Below are 16,421 nucleotides of genomic sequence, written 5' to 3' on the forward strand. Positions count from 1 at the left end.
TTCAGGGCTTGCCACGGAGAATCAGGTTTTGTTAACGATTAACGATTAGCGTTTGACGTCCAGGACGAGGGAACGTCCGCCACGGGCCGGTGGCGGGCGAACAGCGGGGGCTTGCCCAGACGCTGAGCACGGCCGGCTGTGCTGGGGACCGACGATGCGGGTACTTCTGATCGAGGACGACAGCGCAACCGCGCAGAGCATCGAGTTGATGCTCAAGTCCGAGAACTTCAATACTTATACGACGGACCTTGGCGAGGAGGGCATCGACCTCGGCAAGCTCTATGACTACGACATCATCCTGCTCGACCTGAACCTGCCCGACATGTCGGGCTACGAGGTGCTGCGCAACCTGCGCGTCGCCAAGGTCAAGACGCCGATCCTGATCCTCTCCGGCATGGCCGGCATCGAGGACAAGGTGAAGGGCCTCGGCTTCGGCGCCGACGACTACCTCACCAAGCCCTTCCACAAGGACGAGCTCGTCGCGCGCATCCATGCCATCGTGCGCCGCTCGAAGGGCCACGCCCAGTCGGTGATCACCACGGGCGACCTCGTGGTCAACCTCGACCAGAAGACCGTGGAGGTCGCGGGTTCCCGCGTCCATCTCACCGGCAAGGAGTACCAGATGCTGGAACTCCTCTCCCTGCGGAAGGGCACGACCCTGACCAAGGAGATGTTCCTGAACCACCTCTACGGTGGCATGGACGAGCCGGAACTCAAGATCATCGACGTGTTCATCTGCAAGCTGCGCAAGAAGCTCGCCAATGCCTCGTCGGGCAAGAACTACATCGAGACCGTCTGGGGGCGCGGCTACGTCCTGCGCGAGCCGATGGACGGCGAGGAGCGCATCGCGGTCTGATCCCGGCCCCAAGGCCGGTCGGACCGATCAACGGCCCCGCTTCGGCGGGGCCTTTTTTGTGCCGTCATCCCATTTCCGGTTGATCACTTCGTGATGCGGACATGGGCTTCGCTCAGGCGCCGCGCAGGCTCGGTGATACCGCTCCCGCTTGATCCAAGCGGAAACCGTATCATCCGCAGGGTCGCCGGCACCTCCGTGCGCGACGGCTCGCGACGCCTGCCGCCTTTTCCGGCGTATCCGTTCGGCCTTTCCTGGGACGCCTGGAGCGTGATCCTGGGAAACCCGGGCGAGCGCCGCGTCCGCGGCTCGATACGACCGGCCTGTCGTACCAACGAAAAAAGCGGGCCCACCGCACCGGTGGCCCGCTTCCTCAGAGTCCAAACGACACGATCCGCCGCGCCGGGCTACCCGTGCCGCAGGGCGGCACGGGGGTGAGGGCCAGAGGCCCCCGCCTCGCTTCAGGCGGCGCCGGGGCCGGAGCCGGCCGCGGGTCCGATCGCCGGAGCGGTCGGGGCGAACGGCGAACCGCCGGGACGACGGGGAGCACCGGCGCCGAAACGGGGCTTGGGCTTGGGAGCCGCGATCAGGCCTTCGCGAATCGCGGTCTTGCGCGCCTGCTTGCGGGCCCGGCGCACCGCCTCGGCCTTCTCGCGCGCCTTGCGCACGGACGGCTTCTCGTAGGCCTTGCGCTGCTTCATTTCCCGGAAGATGCCTTCACGCTGCATCTTCTTCTTCAGGACGCGGAGAGCCTGATCGACGTTGTTGTCGCGAACGAGTACCTGCAACGGTCTAGATCCTCTAGGACGGTGATGGTTTTGGAGCGATGATGGTCTTGGACGAACCGGCGCCGGCCCCGAGCCCCTCGCGGGAAAACTGAAAAAACGCCCCTCGCCCGGAATAGCCCGGGAGGGACGCCCCTCAGACACACTCGAATCGACGCAGAAACTGCACTTGGGGCAGGCTCATACACCAAGGCGGGACACATTCCAACAGCCGGCCGAACGGGTTGGGCCCGGCGGGTGCCGCCTGTGGCTCAATTGTGCGACTGGATGAAGTTGCGCACCAGCGGATAGGTCTGGTTCTCCCACTTGCGGCCGGAGAACACGCCGTAGTGGCCGACGCCGGCCTGGAGGTGGTGGCTCTTCATGTGCGGCGCCAGGCCGGTACAGAGGTCGTGCGCCGCCATGGTCTGGCCGACGGCGCAGATGTCGTCGCGCTCGCCCTCGACGGTCATCAGGGCGGTCTTGCGGATGCCGCGCATGTCGATGGGGTTGCCGCGGTACGTCAGTTCGTTCTTGGCCAGGGTGTATTCCTGGAACACGGTCTTGACGGTCTCGAGATAGAACGCCGCGTCGAGGTCGAGCACGGCGAAATACTCGTCGTAGAACGTCTCGATCCCGTTGGCCTTGTCGGTCTCGTCGTTGGCGATGTGCCAGAACAGGTCCGCGTGCTGCTGGATGTGGCGCTTGGCGTTCATCGAGAGGAACGCCGAGACCTGCATGAAGCCCGGGTAGACGCGGCGACCGGCGCCGGCATGGCGCGAGGGCACCGTGGCGATCAGATTCTTCTCGAACCACGCGAGGGGCTTCGAGGTGGCGAGCTTGTTCACCGAGGTCGGGCTGATCCGGCAATCCACCGGGCCGGCCATCAGGGTCATGCTGCGCGGGTGGGCGGCATTGCGCGACTGGGCCATCACGGCGGCGGCCACGAGGGTCTGCACCGCGGGCTGGCACACGGCCACGATGTGGGCGCCGTCCCCCATCGCCTCGAGGAACCGGACGAGGTGGTCGACGTAATCGTCGAACCCGAAGGTGCCCGCCGAAAGCGGCACGTCGCGGGCGTTGTGCCAGTCGGTGATGTAGACGTCGTGGTCGGGCAGCATCGTCTTGACGGTGCCGCGCAGGAGCGTCGCGAAATGGCCCGAGAGCGGCGCCACCACGAGGACGCGGGGCTGCACGCTGTCGATGTCCTTCCGGAACCGGAGCAGGGTGCCGAAGGGCGTCACCAGCACCGCCTCCTCGGTCACCGGCACCTGGCGGTTGCCCACCGTCACCGCGTCGATGCCGTAGGCGGGGCGCGCGAAGGTGAGGCCGGCGCGCATCATCATGCGGGCGCTGGCGGTGAACCAGTTCAGCGGTTCGCGGTAGCCCGCGCTCCGCCACGGGGCCAGGGCCTCGTTGACCATCCGCCCCCAGGTGCGGGTCTGCTTGGCGATGTCCGACTGGACCTCGAAGGCATCGTACAGCATGGCGCCGGGACCTCTACGCGAACGATCGGACGCCGAAACATCCGCCCTGACCGGGCAGGAAAGCTCATACCGTTCGTTCAGCCGTCCCATGACGGCAGGCTGGGCCACTCCGGAACGGAAGGCAACGGGGGCGAAATACGATCCCGCCGTGTTGTGGTGCCCCTGCATCAGGTAAGGTCCGTGCCGGCCCATCCGTCCGGGGCCGGCGCCGGGTTTGCAATGCCCGTGCCGGCCGCGCGACGCATTCGTCCCGGATGCCGCCGATACGGCACGAGTCTTGGATCGCCGAGGTTCGGTCCCGGATCGCCGAGTCCCGGACCGCTCTGCCGGACCCTACGGACCACCTTCGAGGAAACGCCGATGTCAGCCGCGACGCTCACGATTTCGAGCCGCAACTATTCGTCGTGGTCGCTGCGCGGCTGGCTGATCTGCAAGATGTCGGGGCTCGCGTTCGAGACCGAGCTCCTGACGGGGACCGACGCGTCCACCCGCGCCGAGCTGCTGCATCTATCGCCGTCCTTCCTGGTGCCGCGGCTGCAGCACGGGAGCGTGGCGGTGTGGGATACCCTGTCCATCGCGCAGTACCTCCACGAGATCCTGCCCGGGTCGGGCCTGCTGCCCGAGGACATCGCCGCACGCGCCCATTGCCGCTCCATCTCCGGCGAGATGCACGGCGGCTTCATCAACCTGCGTTCGGCGCTGCCGATGAACCTCAAGGCCCGGCACGCCGACTTCAAGGTCTTCAACGGTGCCGCGGGCGACATCGACCGCATCGTGACGATCGTCGAGGATTGCCTGGCCCGCTACGACGGCGCCTACCTCTTCGGCGAGGCCCCGACGCTGGCCGACGCCATGTACGCCCCGGTCTGCACCCGCTTCCGGACCTACGACGTCCCGCTGCCGCCCCGGATCGCGGACTACCGCGACCGCATCCTCGCCTGGCCGCTGATGGCGGAATGGGCCGAGCAGGCCCTGGTCGAACCCGAGGACATCGACGAACTCGACATGGAGTTCTGAGTAGAGACCCGCTGTCCGAGCGCGCATCGAACCCAGATGATGCACGCTCGGGTTTCATTGGCTAGGGTCCGCGACATCGGCGGCCACCGATACGGTTCCCGCTTGGATAAGGCGGGACCCGTATCACCGAGCCCGCGCGGCGCCCGAGCGACGCCGAAATCCGCGGGGCGAAGCCATCGAGCGGATGTCGTACGAGACCCGTCACGCCCGTCCGGCGGTGAGGGAGAGCATCGCCGGGTCGATCCCGTTCGAGCGCAGCGTCCGCTCGTATTTCGCGTCGAGCGCCGTGTGGAAGATCAGGTCCGGATCGGCCGGGCAGGTCAGCCAGCCGTTGGCCATGATCTCGGTCTCGAGCTGGCCCGGCTGCCAGCCGGCGTAGCCGAGCGCCAGCACCGCGTTGGCCGGCCCGTCGCCGGTGGCGATGGCCCGCAGGATCTCCACGGTGGCGGTGAGGCAGATGCCGTCGTCGATGATCAGGGTCGACTGGGCGATGTGGAAGTCGTCGCTGTGCAGCACGAAGCCGCGCTTGGCGTCGACCGGACCGCCCATCAGCACCGGCATGTGGCCGATCCGCTCGCGCAGGCGGATCGCGTCGTCCTCGGTGGCGATGTCGAGCTGCACCAGCAGGTCGGGCATGTTGAGGTCGTCCACCGCCTTGTTGAGAATGATGCCCATCGCCCCGTCGGCGGAATGCGCGCACAGGTAGATCACCGAGCGCGCGAAGCGTTCGTCCAGCAGCCCGGGCATGGCCACGAGGAACTGTCCGTCGAGGTAGCCGGAGGACTCGGTGGCGGTGGTGGGGGTCTGCATGGCGCGATGCTAGCGGTCCGGCCCGCGTTGTCCAGCGCGCAATGTGCAGCGCACCAGACGGCGAGGCGCCCGAGGTCGAGGCGCCCAAGATCGAGGCTCAAGCTCGACACTGCCGAGCCTTCCGCGCTAGACGAACGGCACCCCCATGCGGCGACCGCCGCCGGCCCTGAAAGACCTGAGGAAACACGCGATGACCATCGAGGTTGGCCAGCACCTGCCGCAGGTGACCTTCCGGGTCAACGGACCCGACGGGCCCGTGGCCAAGACCACCGACGACCTGTTCAAGGGCCGCCGCGTCGTCCTCGTCGGTGTGCCCGGAGCCTTCACCCCGAGCTGCCACCGCAACCACCTGCCCGGCTTCGTCGCCAAGCTCGACGAGATCAAGGGCCGGGGCGTCGACGCCGTGGCGGTGACCTCTGTCAACGACGTGTTCGTGCTCGACGCCTGGCAGAAGGCCAGCGGCGCCGAGGGCATCGACTTCCTGGCCGATGGCAATGCCGAATTCGCCAAGGCGACCGGCCTCGACATGGACGGCACCGGCTTCGGCCTCGGGCCGCGCTCGAAGCGCTATTCCATGCTGGTCGACGACGGCGTCGTGCGCGTCCTCAACCTCGAGGAAGTCCCGGTCAAGACCGAGATCTCGGGCGCCGAAGCGCTGCTCAAGGTCATCTGAGCGGGATCGGCGGACGCGTTCGCACGTCCGCCGCCCGTCCTGAAGACCCGCTCGGCGGATGCCGGCGAGACGCGACGTCAAAACAGAGTGGCGCAGGCGCCCGTCCCCGCCTCACGTCTCGACGAGGCCGGTGCTGGCGCCCGAGGCTTCCGAATCGCCCCGGCCGTGCGGCAGGCCGAGGTATTCGGCCGAGCGCATCTCGATGAGGCGCGACACCGTGCGGTCGAACTCGAAGGCCTCGCGGCCCTCGGTGGCGGTGTAGAGAGCCTGCGCCTCGGCCGCCGCCGACGCCACGAGCTTCACGTGGCCGTCGTAGAGGGTGTCGACGAGGGTGATGAAGCGCTTGGCCTCGTTGCGGTTGTCCGGCCCCATCACCGGGATGTCGGAGACGATGAGCGTGTGGAAGGTATGGGCCAGCGCCATGTAGTCCGACGCGCCCAGCGGTGTCGCGCAGAGGTCGGCGAAGGTGAAGCGGGCGACGCCGGCGGCCTCCTCGGGCACCGCCACCTGTCGGCCCTTGACGCGAATCGTGGCCGGGCGGCCCCGGGCCTTGCCGGTGAGGCTGCGGAAGGCGAGGTCGAGGGCGGCGCCGGCGGCTTCGTCGGCCGGCACGTGGTAGACCGAGGCGCCGCCGAGTTTCTCCAGGCGGAAGTCGGTGCGGCTGTCGAGGCGCAACACCGACACGCGGGTCTTGAGTTCGGCCACGAAGGGCAGAAACAGGGCGCGGTTGAGGCCACCCTCGTAGAGCCGGTCGGGCTCGACGTTGGAGGTCGCCACCACCGTGACGCCGTGCCGGAACAGGGCCGCGAACAGCCGCCCGAGCAGCATCGCATCGGCGATGTCGGTGACCGTGAACTCGTCGAAGCACAGCAGCGCCGCCTCGCCGGCCAGGGCCTCGGCCACCACCGGGATCGGGTCGTCGCCCTTGGCGGTGCCGGCCTTGAGGGCCTGGCGGTGGGCGTGGATGCGCTCGTGCGCATCGGCGAGGAAGCCGTGGAAATGCACCCGGCGCTTGGTGCCGGAGGCCGCCTCGTAGAACAGGTCCATCAACATGGTCTTGCCGCGGCCCACCGATCCCCAGATGTAGAGCCCCTTGGGCGGCCCGTCGGCATCGTCGCGGCGGCCGAACAGCCAGCCCAGCGCGCTGCCCTTCTTGGCGCGCCGGCGCCGCTCCAGCACCTGCAGGAGGTCGTCGAGGGCCGTGACGAGGCGCACCTGCGCGGCATCGCGCTCGATGACGCCCGAGGCGACGAGGGCGGAATAGCGCGCCGCCACCGGCCCGGCGGGGGGCGCGTCGGCGCCGGTATGGCGGGGCGGGACACTCACGGCGGACGACCTCGCGGGTGCGGGATGGGCGACGACGACGGGTCGACCGGCTTCGCTCTGCCGCGACACTCCGCCGGGATCAACCCCGGCCAGCGACACCGCGCCCTGGTCGTCAGGGCATCGACCCGCCTCTGCCCGGAGCGTAAGCTTCACGCCATCGGGGCTCCGCGGCCGTCACGCCGCGGCCGGCGGCCCCGAGCGCACAGGAGGTCACGCCATGGTCCGATCCGTTCGCCTCGTGCTGGCCGGTTGCGCCGTCCTCGGCTCCCCCTCCCTAGTCGCGGCCCAGGGGCGCCCGGCCACCACCGCGATGGCCTGCGCCGCCGCGAGGGATTTCGTCGCGCGGGCCGGCGCCGTCGTGATGACCACCGGACCCATCACCTATGCGCGACTCGTGCGCGACGGCGGCTTCTGCCCGCTGCCGGAAGGGCCCAAGCCGGCGTTCGAGCGCACCCTCGACGATCCGCAATGCTTCGTCGGCTACACCTGCCAGGACAAGTTCAACGAAGGCATCGGCCGCGACTGACGCCATTTCCGGTTGATCACTTCGTGATGCGGAAATGAGCTTCGCTCAGGCGCCGTCCGGGCTCGGTGATGCGGTTCCCGCTTGATTCAAGCGGAAACCATATCACACCGTCCGAGGTCGGGTTTCGCCCGCCTACGGTCAAGCTGCCATCTTGAGGCCCCGTCGCTCGCGCATGTCCGAGGCCGTCAGTACGGCTCCGCTTCGAGCCGTCGAGAGGGACAGGCAGATGGCGTCCATCGGCGAGGCAGCCCCCATCGTCCGCAGCGAGGCGGGCGAAGCGGGGCAGGGTACGTCGGCCGAAGTCGTGCGGCTCGAGCGATCGGTGGCGTTCGCCCTCGACCTCATCGCGACGGCACGGCACGAGCGCGACGCCGCCCCGGTGCAGGCGGCCCGGCGCAATCTCGCCGCAGTCTACGGCCTGACGCGCCTGAGGCGCCGACAGGAGCAGAGCGACGCCCGCCCGCGGGCCTCGGCCTGAGCGACCCGCGCCCGACCCCGTCCGATCAGGCCGGACGGCGGGCGGACGAGGTGGCGCGCAGCGGTCGGGTCGCGAGCCAGATCGTGTGGCGGGCGCCGCCACCCTTGCCGTTGGCCCTGACGCCGACTTCCTCCACCGCAAAGCCGATCCGGCGCAGACGCTGCGTGAACGATCCGTCGGGGGCGGCCGACCACACCGCCAGGACGCCGCCGGGGCGCAAAGCGGCCAGGGCCGCCGCCAGGCCCTCGCCGTCGTACAGCCGGTCGTTGGCCGGTCGCGTCAGGCCGTCGGGCCCGTTGTCGACGTCGAGCAGGATGGCGTCGTAGGCGAGCGGGCGCTCGCGGATCACCCGGGCGACGTCGTCCTGGCGGAGGCGGACGCGGGGATCGTCGGGACCGGGGCCGCAGATCGCCGCCAGCGGTCCCCTGGCCCAGGCCACCACCTGCGGCACCAGCTCGGCGACCACCACCTCCGCATCGGGCCTCAGGGCGGCGAGGGCGGCGGCCAGGGTGAACCCCATGCCGAGCCCGCCGACGAGGAGCCGCGCGCCCGCCCTGGCGCCGATGCGGGCGCAGGCGAGGTCGGCCAGCGCCTCCTCCGAACCGCTGAGGCGGCTGTTCATGAGTTCGTTGTGGCCGAGCTGGATCGAGAACTCCGATCCGCGCTGCAGCAGGCGCAGCACCTCGGTGCTCCCGGGGATCGCGGCCGTATCCAGAAGCACCCAGGGTTTCACGTGAAATCCTCTGGCGAGCCGGCCCTCCCGTCACCGGGAGGGCCGGGCGGCGAGGTTAGAACAGCCCTTCGATCTGGCCGTTGGCGTCGAGGTGGATGCCCTCCGACGCCGGGACCTTGGGCAGGCCCGGCATCGTCATGATCTCACCGCAGATCACCACGACGAAGCCGGCACCGGCCGAGAGCCGCACGTCGCGCACGGCGATGGTGTGGCCGGTGGGAGCCCCCATCAGCGCCGGATCGGTGGAGAACGAGTACTGGGTCTTGGCCATGCACACCGGCAGGTTGCCGTAGCCCTCCTTCTCGAACTGGGCGAGCTTGGTGGCGGCCTTGGCGTCGATGGAGATCCCTTGCGCCCCGTAGAGCTTGGTGGCGATGGTGCGGACCTTGTCGGCGAGCTTGGTCTCGACCTCGTAGGCGAAGGTCAGGGGCTTCTGCTCGCCCTCGGCCAGCTTGACCACCGCATGGGCCAGTTCCTCTGCACCGGCACCCCCGTCAGCCCAATGCTTGCAGGTGATCGCCTCGACCTGGAGCCTGTCGCGGCAGAGTTCCTTGAGCTTGGCGTGCTCGGCGTCGGTGTCGGCGAAGAAGTGGTTGACGCCCACCACCACCGGCAGGCCGAAGCCGCGCACGTTCTCGACGTGGCGGGCGAGGTTCGCGAACCCCTTCTCCAGGGCCTCGAGGTTCTCGCCCGAAAGATCCTTCTTGCCGACGCCGCCGTGCATCTTGAGGGCGCGCACGGTGGCGACGATCACCACCGCCGAGGGCTTGAGGCCCGCCTGGCGGCACTTGATGTCGATGAACTTCTCCGCGCCGAGATCGGCGCCGAAGCCGGCCTCCGTCACCACGTAGTCGCCGAGCTTGAGCCCGGCGCGGGTGGCGATCACCGAGTTGCAGCCGTGGGCGATGTTGGCGAAGGGGCCGCCGTGGATGAGCGCGGGGTTGCCCTCCAGGGTCTGGACGAGGTTGGGCTGGAGCGCGTCCTTGAGGAGCACGGTCATCGCGCCCGTGGCCTTGACGTCCTTCAGGGTCACCGGCTTGCGGTCGCGGGTCTCGGCGATGACGATGCGGCCGAGACGCGCCTCGAGGTCGTCGAGATCCTTGGCGAGGCAGAACACCGCCATGACCTCCGAGGCGACGGTTATGTCGAACCCGTCCTCGCGCGGGAAGCCGTTGGCGACGCCGCCCAGGCTCGATGTGATCGCGCGCAGCGAGCGGTCGTTCATGTCGACCACCCGGCGCCAGGCGATGCGGCGGACGTCGATGTTGAGCTCGTTGGCCCAGTAGACGTGGTTGTCGATCAGCGCGGCCGCGAGGCTGTGGGCCGAGGTGATGGCGTGGAAGTCGCCGGTGAAGTGCAGGTTGATCTGCTCCATCGGCACCACCTGCGACTTGCCGCCGCCGGCCGCCCCGCCCTTCATGCCGAAGCAGGGGCCGAGCGAGGGCTCGCGCAGGCAGGCCACGGTCTTCTTGCCGATGCGGTTGAGGCCGTCGCTGAGGCCCACCGTGGTGGTGGTCTTGCCCTCGCCGGCCGGCGTCGGGCTGATGGCGGTGACCAGGACGAGCTTGCCCTCGGGCTTGCCTTCCAGCGACTTGATGAAGCCGTGGTCGATCTTGGCGATGCTGCGGCCGTAGTTGTGAAGGGCCTCGTCGGGGATGCCGATCCGGGCTGCCACTTCGGCGATGGGCTTGAGGGTCGCCGCGCGGGCGATCTCGATGTCTGAGGGCATGCTTCTCTCCCGGGTTCCGTCCCCGCCGGCGTTGAGCCGTGCGGCCGTCTTGGCGATGGGTCCAGCCTAGACCGATGGCATCACAGGGTGCGACGGGGCAAGCGCTGATCGGTTCGGATTTTTTTGAGGCGGCCCACAAAAAATCGTGCCGTCAGGCGATCGACCTTTGCCGACGGCGTCCGCTGCGAAGGGCCGAGGCCTCTCGCGACATGTGACCGCCCTTGCTAAAGCTACGGGTGATCCGCATTCTGCGGATCATATCCAAGGCGGAACAGACCCCCGCGGCTGGTGAATGATGAACCTTTTCACGTTCGTAGACATCGACGCAACCGACCTCGCCAAGAAGGCCGGCTTCTACCAGGACGAGGCCATCCGGTCTCCGGTCCGGATCAAGAAGAACGGCCGCCCGAAGACGGTCCTGATTTCCTATGAGGAGTTCATCCGCCTGCGCGACCGGGACCGGCAATCGTTCACGGTCGACGACATCCCCGACGACATCGCCGACGAAATTCTGGCCGCTGACGTTCCGGACGAACTGAAAGACTGACGACGACGGGATTTCGCCGGTTGATCCCGACACAGCCGCCCATTGCGGGCACGGTCGTTCGATTTTCATTCCTGTAGTCGAACGAAGACGAGCAGGGTGAGGTGGGGGGGACGAAAGGACCGGCCCGCCGTCCTCGTTATCTCGAAGGACGCCGAGCGGGGAAGCTGCATCGTCGTTCCCATCACCCATCGCGAATCCGAGGGGCGGACGGTCGGCATCGAGGTTCCGGCCGCGGTGCGCATGACGCTCGGTCTGGACGATCGCCGGCAGTGGATCATCATTTCGGAAGGTAACCGGTTCGTGTGGCCGGGCCCCGATCTACGCCCGGTTCCAGACGCACAGCCGCCATCGGTGATCTACGGACGGATTCCGAGGTCGCTCTTCGTCGATGTGCTGACGCAACTTCAGACCCTGATCCGTGCCAAGCGGACAACGGTCGTCGCTCGGTAGCGTCGGAGCCCCTGAGAGCCGGGTCGCTCTTCAAGCCACCGCCCGGATCACCCGGCCGACCTTGTCCACGATCTCCCCGATCTGGTCGGCGCTCACGATCAGCGGCGGGGTCAGGGCCAGGGTGTCGCCGGCGGCGCGCACGACGATGTCGAAGTCCTCGAAGCCGGCGACCATGGCCGCGTAGGCGCGGGCGCCCGGCGCGTCGGGCCGGGGCGCGAGGTCGATGGCGGCCGCCAGCCCGACGGTGCGGATGTCGAGGACGCCGGGATGGTCCTTGAGGGACATCACCGCCTCGCCGAAGGAAGGCTCCAGCCGCCTCGCCCGTCCGAACAGGTCCTCGTCGCGGTAGATGTCGAGGGTGGCGAGCGCCGCCGCGCAGGCCAGGGGATGGCCGGAATAGGTGTAGCCGTGGAACAGCTCGATGGTGCCGGGCGGGCCGGTCATCAGCGCGTCGTGGATGCGCGCGCTGGCGATGACGCCGCCCATCGGGACGGTGCCCGAGTTCACGCCCTTGGCGAAGGTGATCATGTCCGGTGTGACGCCGTAGCGTTCGGCGGCGAAGGCGGCTCCGAGGCGGCCGAAGCCGGTGATGACCTCGTCGAAGATCAGGAGGATGCCGTAGCGGTCGCAGATCGCCCGCAGGCGTTCGAGGTAGCCCTTGGGCGGCGGCAGCACGCCGGTGGAGCCGGCCATCGGCTCGACGATGACGGCGGCGACGGTGGAGGGGTCGTGGAGGGCGACGATCCGCTCGAGATCGTCGGCCAGATGCGCCCCCCATGCGGGCTCGCCGACGGTGAAGGCCTGGTGCTCGCGCGAATAGGTGTGGGGCAGGTGGTCGACGCCGGGCAGGCCGAGGCCGAAGGCGCGCCGGTTGGTGACGATGCCGCCCACCGAGATGCCGCCGAAGCCGACGCCGTGGTAGCCGCGCTCGCGCCCGATCAGGCGGGTGCGCCGGCCCTCGCCCCTGGCGCCCCAATAGGCCAGCGCGATCTTGAGGGCGGTATCGACCGATTCCGATCCGGAATTGCAGAAGAACACGTGGTCGAGGTCGCCCGGCGCCAGATGTGCCAGCCGCGAGGCCAGGGTGAAGGCGCCGTCGTGCCCGAACTGGAACGGGGGCGCGTAGTCGAGGGTCGCCGCCTGGGCCTGGATCGCCGCCGTGATGGCGTCGCGGCCGTGGCCGGCGTTGCAGCACCACAGTCCGGCGATGCCGTCGAGGATCCGGCGCCCGTCGGCGCTGCGGTAGTGCATGTCCCTGGCGCCCACGATCATCCGCGGCGCCGCCTTGAAGGCGCGGTTGGCGGTGAAGGGCATCCACCAGGCGTCGAGGTCGTTGGGCCCGACAGGGGCGGCGCGCACGTCAGGATTCATGGCGGGGTTCATGTCGAAAATCAGGGCTCCATCGGGGTGGCGGTGTAGCCGGCCAGGGTCAGCGCCTCGGCGATACCGTCGGCGCGGGCCAGGGTCGTCACCGCGACGCGGCCGTGGTCGCGGTCCACCGCGACGTCGGCCTGCGGGTCGAGCCGGCGGATCGCCCGGGTCACCGCGGCGGCGCAGCCGTCGCAGGTCATGCCCTCGACCCGCATGAGAAGGTCCGTCCGCATCGCGTCCATCGGCTGAGCCCTCCCGGCATGTCCTCGATTACCGCCCGCGTCCGCCGTCGCCGCGACGGACGACGCAGGGGTCCCGGACGCGGGTGCCGAGCCAGCTTTGCGCCACACTTTGCGCCACACCTAGCAAAAATCGACCCAGGACCGCCGACGATACCCTTGTGGGGGCGCCGGTCCGCCGACAAGACTGGCCGATCCGCGATTCGCGGCCCGTTTCCATCGCGTCGTTTGCACGTCGTTCGCGTTCGAGGTTGAACAATCCATGGCCAGGTTCGTCGGCCGGCGCGGTGGCCCCTGGGTCTGGATGCTGCTGGGGCTGCTCGTCCTGCCGCCGCTGGCGGTGTTCGTGCCGCTGGCCGGCGCCTTCGCCCTCGCGGCCGTCGCCGTGGCGATCGGCCTGATCCTGCAGCGGCGCGCCGGCACCCTCGCCCAGCGCTGCGACAAGCTCTCGGGCGAGATCGACGTCCTGTCCAAGCGCCTCCTCGCCCTCGAGGCGGGCAGGACGGGCGATGCGGCGAAGGCCGCCGAGGTCGCAAGAGCCGAGACGGCGAGGGCCCGGACGGGCCGGGCCGAGGGCACGGCGGACCTCTCGGCCAACGTGGAGGAGGTCACGGCGGAGATCGGCCTCCTCAGCGGTATCGTGCGCGAACTCGCCGCCATCGTCGCCGCCCAGGACAGCGACCTCGCCAAGCTGAAGGCAGAGCCCCGCCCCGTACCGGTGCCGACCGCGGTGACGTCCGCCAGGGCGCAGCCGGCGCCGGCCCCGTCCGTCTCCCAGGAGATCGTGGTACCGCCCCGCGGTCCGGCCGCCGCGACGGCGGCGCCGTCGCGCGCGCCCTGGGCGCCCCGTCCCCTCGACACCGTCGAAGCACGCGGCGGCGGCGAACCCGCGGACCCGCCCCCGCCGGACCGCTCGGGCGAGCAGCGCCAGCGCGAGACCGCCCTGATCGCGGCCTTCGAGGGCGACGGGCTCGAGGTCCACCTGCAGCCCCTGGTCAGCCTGCCCCAGCGCAAGGTCGTCTCCTACGAGGCGGTGGCGCGCCTGCGCGTCTCGGGCGAGGTGCTGGCGCCGGACCTGTTCCTGCCGGTGCTCGAACGCCACGGCCGCACCACCGACCTCGACCGGCGGATGATCCAGAAGGTGGCCACCATCGGCCGCCATCTCGGCGGGCGCGGCAGCAACGCGGCGGTGGCCTATGCCCTGTCGCCGTTCTCATTGTACGAGCCGGGCTTCCTGCGCTCGCTGACCCGCCTCGTGAGCGACGGGCCGAGCCTCGCCGGGCGGCTCGTGGTGTCGCTGCCGCAGGAGAGCTGGCGCAACCTCGATGCCGAGCAGTCGGCCGCCCTCCTCGCCCTGCGTGGCCAGCTCGGCTTCACCCTCGACCGGCCGGTGGACATGCGCTTCGATCCCCTGGCCCTGGCCGACCGCGGCATCGGCCAGATCAAGATCCCCGCCGAGATGATCCTGCGTCCGGGTAGCCGCCAGGCGATGCCGGACATCGCCCTCGAAGACCTCGTCACCTCGCTCGGCCGGGCCGGCGTGCGCGTGGTGGCGGACGGCGTCGAGCGGGAGGCCGACGTGCCCGACCTCATCGACCTCGGCATTCCCCTGGCGCAGGGAGCCCTGTTCGCCCCGGCCCGGGCGGTGCGGGCCGAGGTGCTGGCAACGGCCGCCGCGCCGCAGCCGCCCGCGCCAGACGGCGAGCCGGCGCCGCAGCGGCGCCCGTTCCGGGACTTCCTGCGCCGGGCCGGCTGAACCGGGCGACGTTGATTTCGCCGGACCGGCGGCTTAACCGCTGCGGGGCGCGGGGCGTCCGGTCGGTTCGACCCGCCCGAACGGATCCGTGCCCCGATCCGTTCGATGGCCTCATCCCATGTCCCAGACCGTCCCGCCGCCTATCCCGATCCTGGCGGGCATCGCCGGCATCGCCGAGGGCGTCGACCTCATCCTGTGCGACGTCTGGGGCGTGCTGCACGACGGCACCAAGGCGCACCGCGGGGCCGGCGAGGCCCTGATCCGGTTCCGCGCGCTGCCCGCCGCCGGCCGGCCGCGCCGGGTGGTGCTGGTCTCGAACGCGCCGCGACCCTGGCCCGGCGTCCAGGCGATCCTCGACGGCTACGGCGTGCCGCGCGAGGCCTACGACGCCATCCTGACCTCGGGCGACCTCACCTGCAGCCTGCTGGCGCGCACGCCCGGCATCCGCATCCACCACCTCGGACCCGAGCGGGACCTGACGATCTTCTCCGGGCTCGACCTGTCGCTGGTGGGGCCGCAGGAGGCCGAGGCGGTGGTCTGCACCGGCCTGTTCGACGATGCCACCGAGACGGCGGAGGATTATCGCGCGGTGCTGGCGGCCCTGCGGGCGCGGGACGTGCCGATGATCTGCGCCAACCCCGACCTCGTGGTCGAGCGCGACAAGGTGCTGATCCCCTGTGCCGGGCTCATCGCCGCCGCCTATGCCGAGATCGGGGGCGCGGTCACCTATGCCGGCAAGCCGTATCGGCCGGTCTACGAGGAGGCGCTTGCCAAAGCCGCCGCCCTCGACGGCCTGCCGCCGCCGGACCTGGGCCGGGTGCTGGCCGTGGGCGACGCGCTGCGCACGGACATCGACGGCGCGGCGCGGTTCGGCATCCCGAACCTGCTGGTGGCGCGCGGCATCCACGCCGAGGAACTGAGGGTCACCGCCGAGCACCACACCCTCGGCGACATCGCCGGCTGGCTGGCCGCCCAGAGCGTGCGGCCGGACGCGGTCATCGACAAATTGGTCTGGTAGGCTCGCTGGTCTCGCAGGCTTGGCCGCCGCTCAATCGAACAGGGCGTCGATGGCGTCCTGCGGGGTCGCTGGCCCCTTGAGCTGCGGGCCGTTGAGGATGAGGAGTTCGTCGCGCATGCGGCGCTCCATCTCGGCCGGGTCGATGCCGGCCTCGTCGCGGGCCTTGACCGCGGTGGCGAAGCGCGACAGCCTCGTCTCGAGCTGACGCAGGGCGTCCACGACCTTGCGGATGCGCTGGCCGGTGATGTCCTGGAAGGTGCAGGCCTCGAAGATGTCGTTCATCCGCGCCTCGACGCTGGCGCGGTAGTTCCCGTCGTCGGGCAGCGACAGGATCTCCTCCGCCGCCGTCATGATGGAGTTGGTGGCGCCGGCGGTCGCCTGGACCACGCTGTCCAGCTCCTCGTGGGCCATCGGCAGACGGTCGCGGGTGAGTTCGTTCGCCCGCAGGGCGGCGATCTCGTTGCGGACGTGGGTGATGTAGTCCGCGATATCGACGAGCTCGCGGATCAGCGACGGCTTCGCCGAGGTCGCCGCAGGCTTCGTCGTTGCGGCACCCACGGCTTTGGGCATGGCGGGAGCCGCCATCCTCGCGTTGATTGCCCCCCCCATCGGCCCCGCTCCCATTCCGTCGTGTGTCGTCCGGT

Annotated in this window: 18 protein-coding genes; 9 read left to right on the top strand and 9 right to left on the bottom strand. The window is 69.9% G+C overall.

Annotated elements, in window-relative coordinates; all coding sequences use genetic code 11:
• The first annotated feature begins 154 nt into the window (after nucleotides 1–154).
• Nucleotides 155–856, top strand: a complete 702-nt coding sequence (locus ASF39_RS07185; RefSeq protein ID WP_055887213.1) for a response regulator transcription factor CtrA — start codon at nucleotides 155–157, stop codon at nucleotides 854–856.
• A 458-nt stretch (nucleotides 857–1,314) separates the two neighbouring features.
• Here the strand turns inward: ASF39_RS07185 and rpsU are convergent, their stop codons facing one another.
• Together rpsU and phaZ are read right to left on the bottom strand one after the other, a co-directional pair.
• On the bottom strand, nucleotides 1,315–1,641 hold the full coding sequence (gene rpsU / locus ASF39_RS07190; protein ID WP_055887215.1) for a 30S ribosomal protein S21: 327 nt from the start codon (nucleotides 1,639–1,641) through the stop codon (nucleotides 1,315–1,317).
• Between the two features lie 248 nt (nucleotides 1,642–1,889).
• Nucleotides 1,890–3,104 carry a polyhydroxyalkanoate depolymerase gene (gene phaZ / locus ASF39_RS07195; protein WP_056282283.1) on the bottom strand — a complete coding sequence of 405 codons (1,215 nt, stop codon included), beginning with the start codon at nucleotides 3,102–3,104 and terminating at the stop codon, nucleotides 1,890–1,892.
• A gap of 360 nt (nucleotides 3,105–3,464) precedes the next feature.
• On the opposite strand from phaZ, the gene ASF39_RS07200 reads away from it, so the two are divergent.
• Entirely contained in the window at nucleotides 3,465–4,121 is a 657-nt protein-coding gene (locus tag ASF39_RS07200; protein ID WP_056282284.1) for a glutathione S-transferase family protein, read from the top strand.
• A 201-nt stretch (nucleotides 4,122–4,322) separates the two neighbouring features.
• Here ASF39_RS07200 and ASF39_RS07205 read toward each other — a convergent pair whose 3' ends face one another.
• On the bottom strand, nucleotides 4,323–4,931 hold the full coding sequence (locus ASF39_RS07205; RefSeq protein ID WP_055887231.1) for a YqgE/AlgH family protein: 609 nt from the start codon (nucleotides 4,929–4,931) through the stop codon (nucleotides 4,323–4,325).
• 190 nt (nucleotides 4,932–5,121) lie between these two features.
• Between ASF39_RS07205 and ASF39_RS07210 the strand changes: the two genes are divergently transcribed.
• Nucleotides 5,122–5,604 carry a peroxiredoxin gene (locus ASF39_RS07210; protein ID WP_055887233.1) on the top strand — a complete coding sequence of 161 codons (483 nt, stop codon included), beginning with the start codon at nucleotides 5,122–5,124 and terminating at the stop codon, nucleotides 5,602–5,604.
• A gap of 111 nt (nucleotides 5,605–5,715) precedes the next feature.
• Here ASF39_RS07210 and zapE read toward each other — a convergent pair whose 3' ends face one another.
• Nucleotides 5,716–6,930, bottom strand: coding sequence for a cell division protein ZapE (gene zapE / locus ASF39_RS07215; protein ID WP_082494420.1), 1,215 nt, complete (start codon nucleotides 6,928–6,930; stop codon nucleotides 5,716–5,718).
• A gap of 217 nt (nucleotides 6,931–7,147) precedes the next feature.
• On the opposite strand from zapE, the gene ASF39_RS07220 reads away from it, so the two are divergent.
• Both ASF39_RS07220 and ASF39_RS07225 read left to right on the top strand, forming a co-directional pair.
• On the top strand, nucleotides 7,148–7,456 hold the full coding sequence (locus ASF39_RS07220) for a hypothetical protein (protein WP_244472303.1): 309 nt from the start codon (nucleotides 7,148–7,150) through the stop codon (nucleotides 7,454–7,456).
• Nucleotides 7,457–7,682: 226 nt separating this feature from the next.
• Nucleotides 7,683–7,934 carry a hypothetical protein gene (locus ASF39_RS07225; protein WP_055887241.1) on the top strand — a complete coding sequence of 84 codons (252 nt, stop codon included), beginning with the start codon at nucleotides 7,683–7,685 and terminating at the stop codon, nucleotides 7,932–7,934.
• 25 nt (nucleotides 7,935–7,959) lie between these two features.
• On the opposite strand, the gene ASF39_RS07230 is transcribed toward ASF39_RS07225, so the two are convergent.
• Together ASF39_RS07230 and ASF39_RS07235 are read right to left on the bottom strand one after the other, a co-directional pair.
• Nucleotides 7,960–8,667, bottom strand: a complete 708-nt coding sequence (locus ASF39_RS07230; RefSeq protein WP_056282286.1) for a spermidine synthase — start codon at nucleotides 8,665–8,667, stop codon at nucleotides 7,960–7,962.
• A gap of 55 nt (nucleotides 8,668–8,722) precedes the next feature.
• Nucleotides 8,723–10,396: a formate--tetrahydrofolate ligase gene (locus tag ASF39_RS07235; protein ID WP_055887247.1), complete on the bottom strand. Its 1,674-nt coding sequence runs from the start codon at nucleotides 10,394–10,396 to the stop codon at nucleotides 8,723–8,725.
• Nucleotides 10,397–10,691: 295 nt separating this feature from the next.
• Here ASF39_RS07235 and ASF39_RS07240 point away from each other — a divergent pair, with 295 nt between their 5' ends.
• Nucleotides 10,692–10,943 (top strand): type II toxin-antitoxin system Phd/YefM family antitoxin, encoded by a 252-nt coding sequence (locus ASF39_RS07240; protein WP_210168658.1) that lies wholly within the window; start codon nucleotides 10,692–10,694, stop codon nucleotides 10,941–10,943.
• 96 nt (nucleotides 10,944–11,039) lie between these two features.
• Nucleotides 11,040–11,393, top strand: a complete 354-nt coding sequence (locus ASF39_RS07245; protein WP_056282288.1) for a hypothetical protein — start codon at nucleotides 11,040–11,042, stop codon at nucleotides 11,391–11,393.
• A gap of 30 nt (nucleotides 11,394–11,423) precedes the next feature.
• Here ASF39_RS07245 and ASF39_RS07250 read toward each other — a convergent pair whose 3' ends face one another.
• Both ASF39_RS07250 and ASF39_RS07255 read right to left on the bottom strand, forming a co-directional pair.
• On the bottom strand, nucleotides 11,424–12,764 hold the full coding sequence (locus ASF39_RS07250; RefSeq protein ID WP_056282351.1) for an aspartate aminotransferase family protein: 1,341 nt from the start codon (nucleotides 12,762–12,764) through the stop codon (nucleotides 11,424–11,426).
• Nucleotides 12,765–12,784: 20 nt separating this feature from the next.
• On the bottom strand, nucleotides 12,785–13,006 hold the full coding sequence (locus ASF39_RS07255; RefSeq protein ID WP_055887260.1) for a heavy-metal-associated domain-containing protein: 222 nt from the start codon (nucleotides 13,004–13,006) through the stop codon (nucleotides 12,785–12,787).
• Nucleotides 13,007–13,265: 259 nt separating this feature from the next.
• Between ASF39_RS07255 and ASF39_RS07260 the strand changes: the two genes are divergently transcribed.
• Entirely contained in the window at nucleotides 13,266–14,759 is a 1,494-nt protein-coding gene (locus ASF39_RS07260; RefSeq protein WP_055887263.1) for an EAL domain-containing protein, read from the top strand.
• 118 nt (nucleotides 14,760–14,877) lie between these two features.
• Nucleotides 14,878–15,777, top strand: a complete 900-nt coding sequence (locus tag ASF39_RS07265; protein ID WP_056282291.1) for a TIGR01459 family HAD-type hydrolase — start codon at nucleotides 14,878–14,880, stop codon at nucleotides 15,775–15,777.
• A 30-nt stretch (nucleotides 15,778–15,807) separates the two neighbouring features.
• Here ASF39_RS07265 and ASF39_RS07270 read toward each other — a convergent pair whose 3' ends face one another.
• Nucleotides 15,808–16,347, bottom strand: coding sequence for a protein phosphatase CheZ (locus tag ASF39_RS07270; RefSeq protein ID WP_055887468.1), 540 nt, complete (start codon nucleotides 16,345–16,347; stop codon nucleotides 15,808–15,810).
• Between the last annotated feature and the right edge of the window lie 74 nt (nucleotides 16,348–16,421).

Origin of the sequence: Methylobacterium sp. Leaf108, from assembly GCF_001423265.1 — a bacterium.
Classification (GTDB): Bacteria; Pseudomonadota; Alphaproteobacteria; order Rhizobiales; family Beijerinckiaceae; genus Methylobacterium.

Bases quoted from the DNA above. Each gene is read 5' to 3' on its own strand.
- ASF39_RS07270 (WP_055887468.1), bottom strand. From the start codon at position 16,347: ATGCCCAAAGCCGTGGGTGCCGCAACGACGAAGCCTGCGGCGACCTCG.
- ASF39_RS07200 (WP_056282284.1), top strand. From the start codon at position 3,465: ATGTCAGCCGCGACGCTCACGATTTCGAGCCGCAACTATTCGTCGTGG.
- ASF39_RS07220 (WP_244472303.1), top strand. From the start codon at position 7,148: ATGGTCCGATCCGTTCGCCTCGTGCTGGCCGGTTGCGCCGTCCTCGGC.
- ASF39_RS07235 (WP_055887247.1), bottom strand. From the start codon at position 10,396: ATGCCCTCAGACATCGAGATCGCCCGCGCGGCGACCCTCAAGCCCATC.
- ASF39_RS07250 (WP_056282351.1), bottom strand. From the start codon at position 12,764: ATGAATCCTGACGTGCGCGCCGCCCCTGTCGGGCCCAACGACCTCGAC.
- phaZ (WP_056282283.1), bottom strand. From the start codon at position 3,104: ATGCTGTACGATGCCTTCGAGGTCCAGTCGGACATCGCCAAGCAGACC.
- ASF39_RS07265 (WP_056282291.1), top strand. From the start codon at position 14,878: ATGTCCCAGACCGTCCCGCCGCCTATCCCGATCCTGGCGGGCATCGCC.
- ASF39_RS07185 (WP_055887213.1), top strand. From the start codon at position 155: ATGCGGGTACTTCTGATCGAGGACGACAGCGCAACCGCGCAGAGCATC.
- ASF39_RS07225 (WP_055887241.1), top strand. From the start codon at position 7,683: ATGGCGTCCATCGGCGAGGCAGCCCCCATCGTCCGCAGCGAGGCGGGC.
- ASF39_RS07255 (WP_055887260.1), bottom strand. From the start codon at position 13,006: ATGGACGCGATGCGGACGGACCTTCTCATGCGGGTCGAGGGCATGACC.
- ASF39_RS07210 (WP_055887233.1), top strand. From the start codon at position 5,122: ATGACCATCGAGGTTGGCCAGCACCTGCCGCAGGTGACCTTCCGGGTC.
- ASF39_RS07260 (WP_055887263.1), top strand. From the start codon at position 13,266: ATGGCCAGGTTCGTCGGCCGGCGCGGTGGCCCCTGGGTCTGGATGCTG.
- ASF39_RS07240 (WP_210168658.1), top strand. From the start codon at position 10,692: ATGAACCTTTTCACGTTCGTAGACATCGACGCAACCGACCTCGCCAAG.
- ASF39_RS07205 (WP_055887231.1), bottom strand. From the start codon at position 4,931: ATGCAGACCCCCACCACCGCCACCGAGTCCTCCGGCTACCTCGACGGA.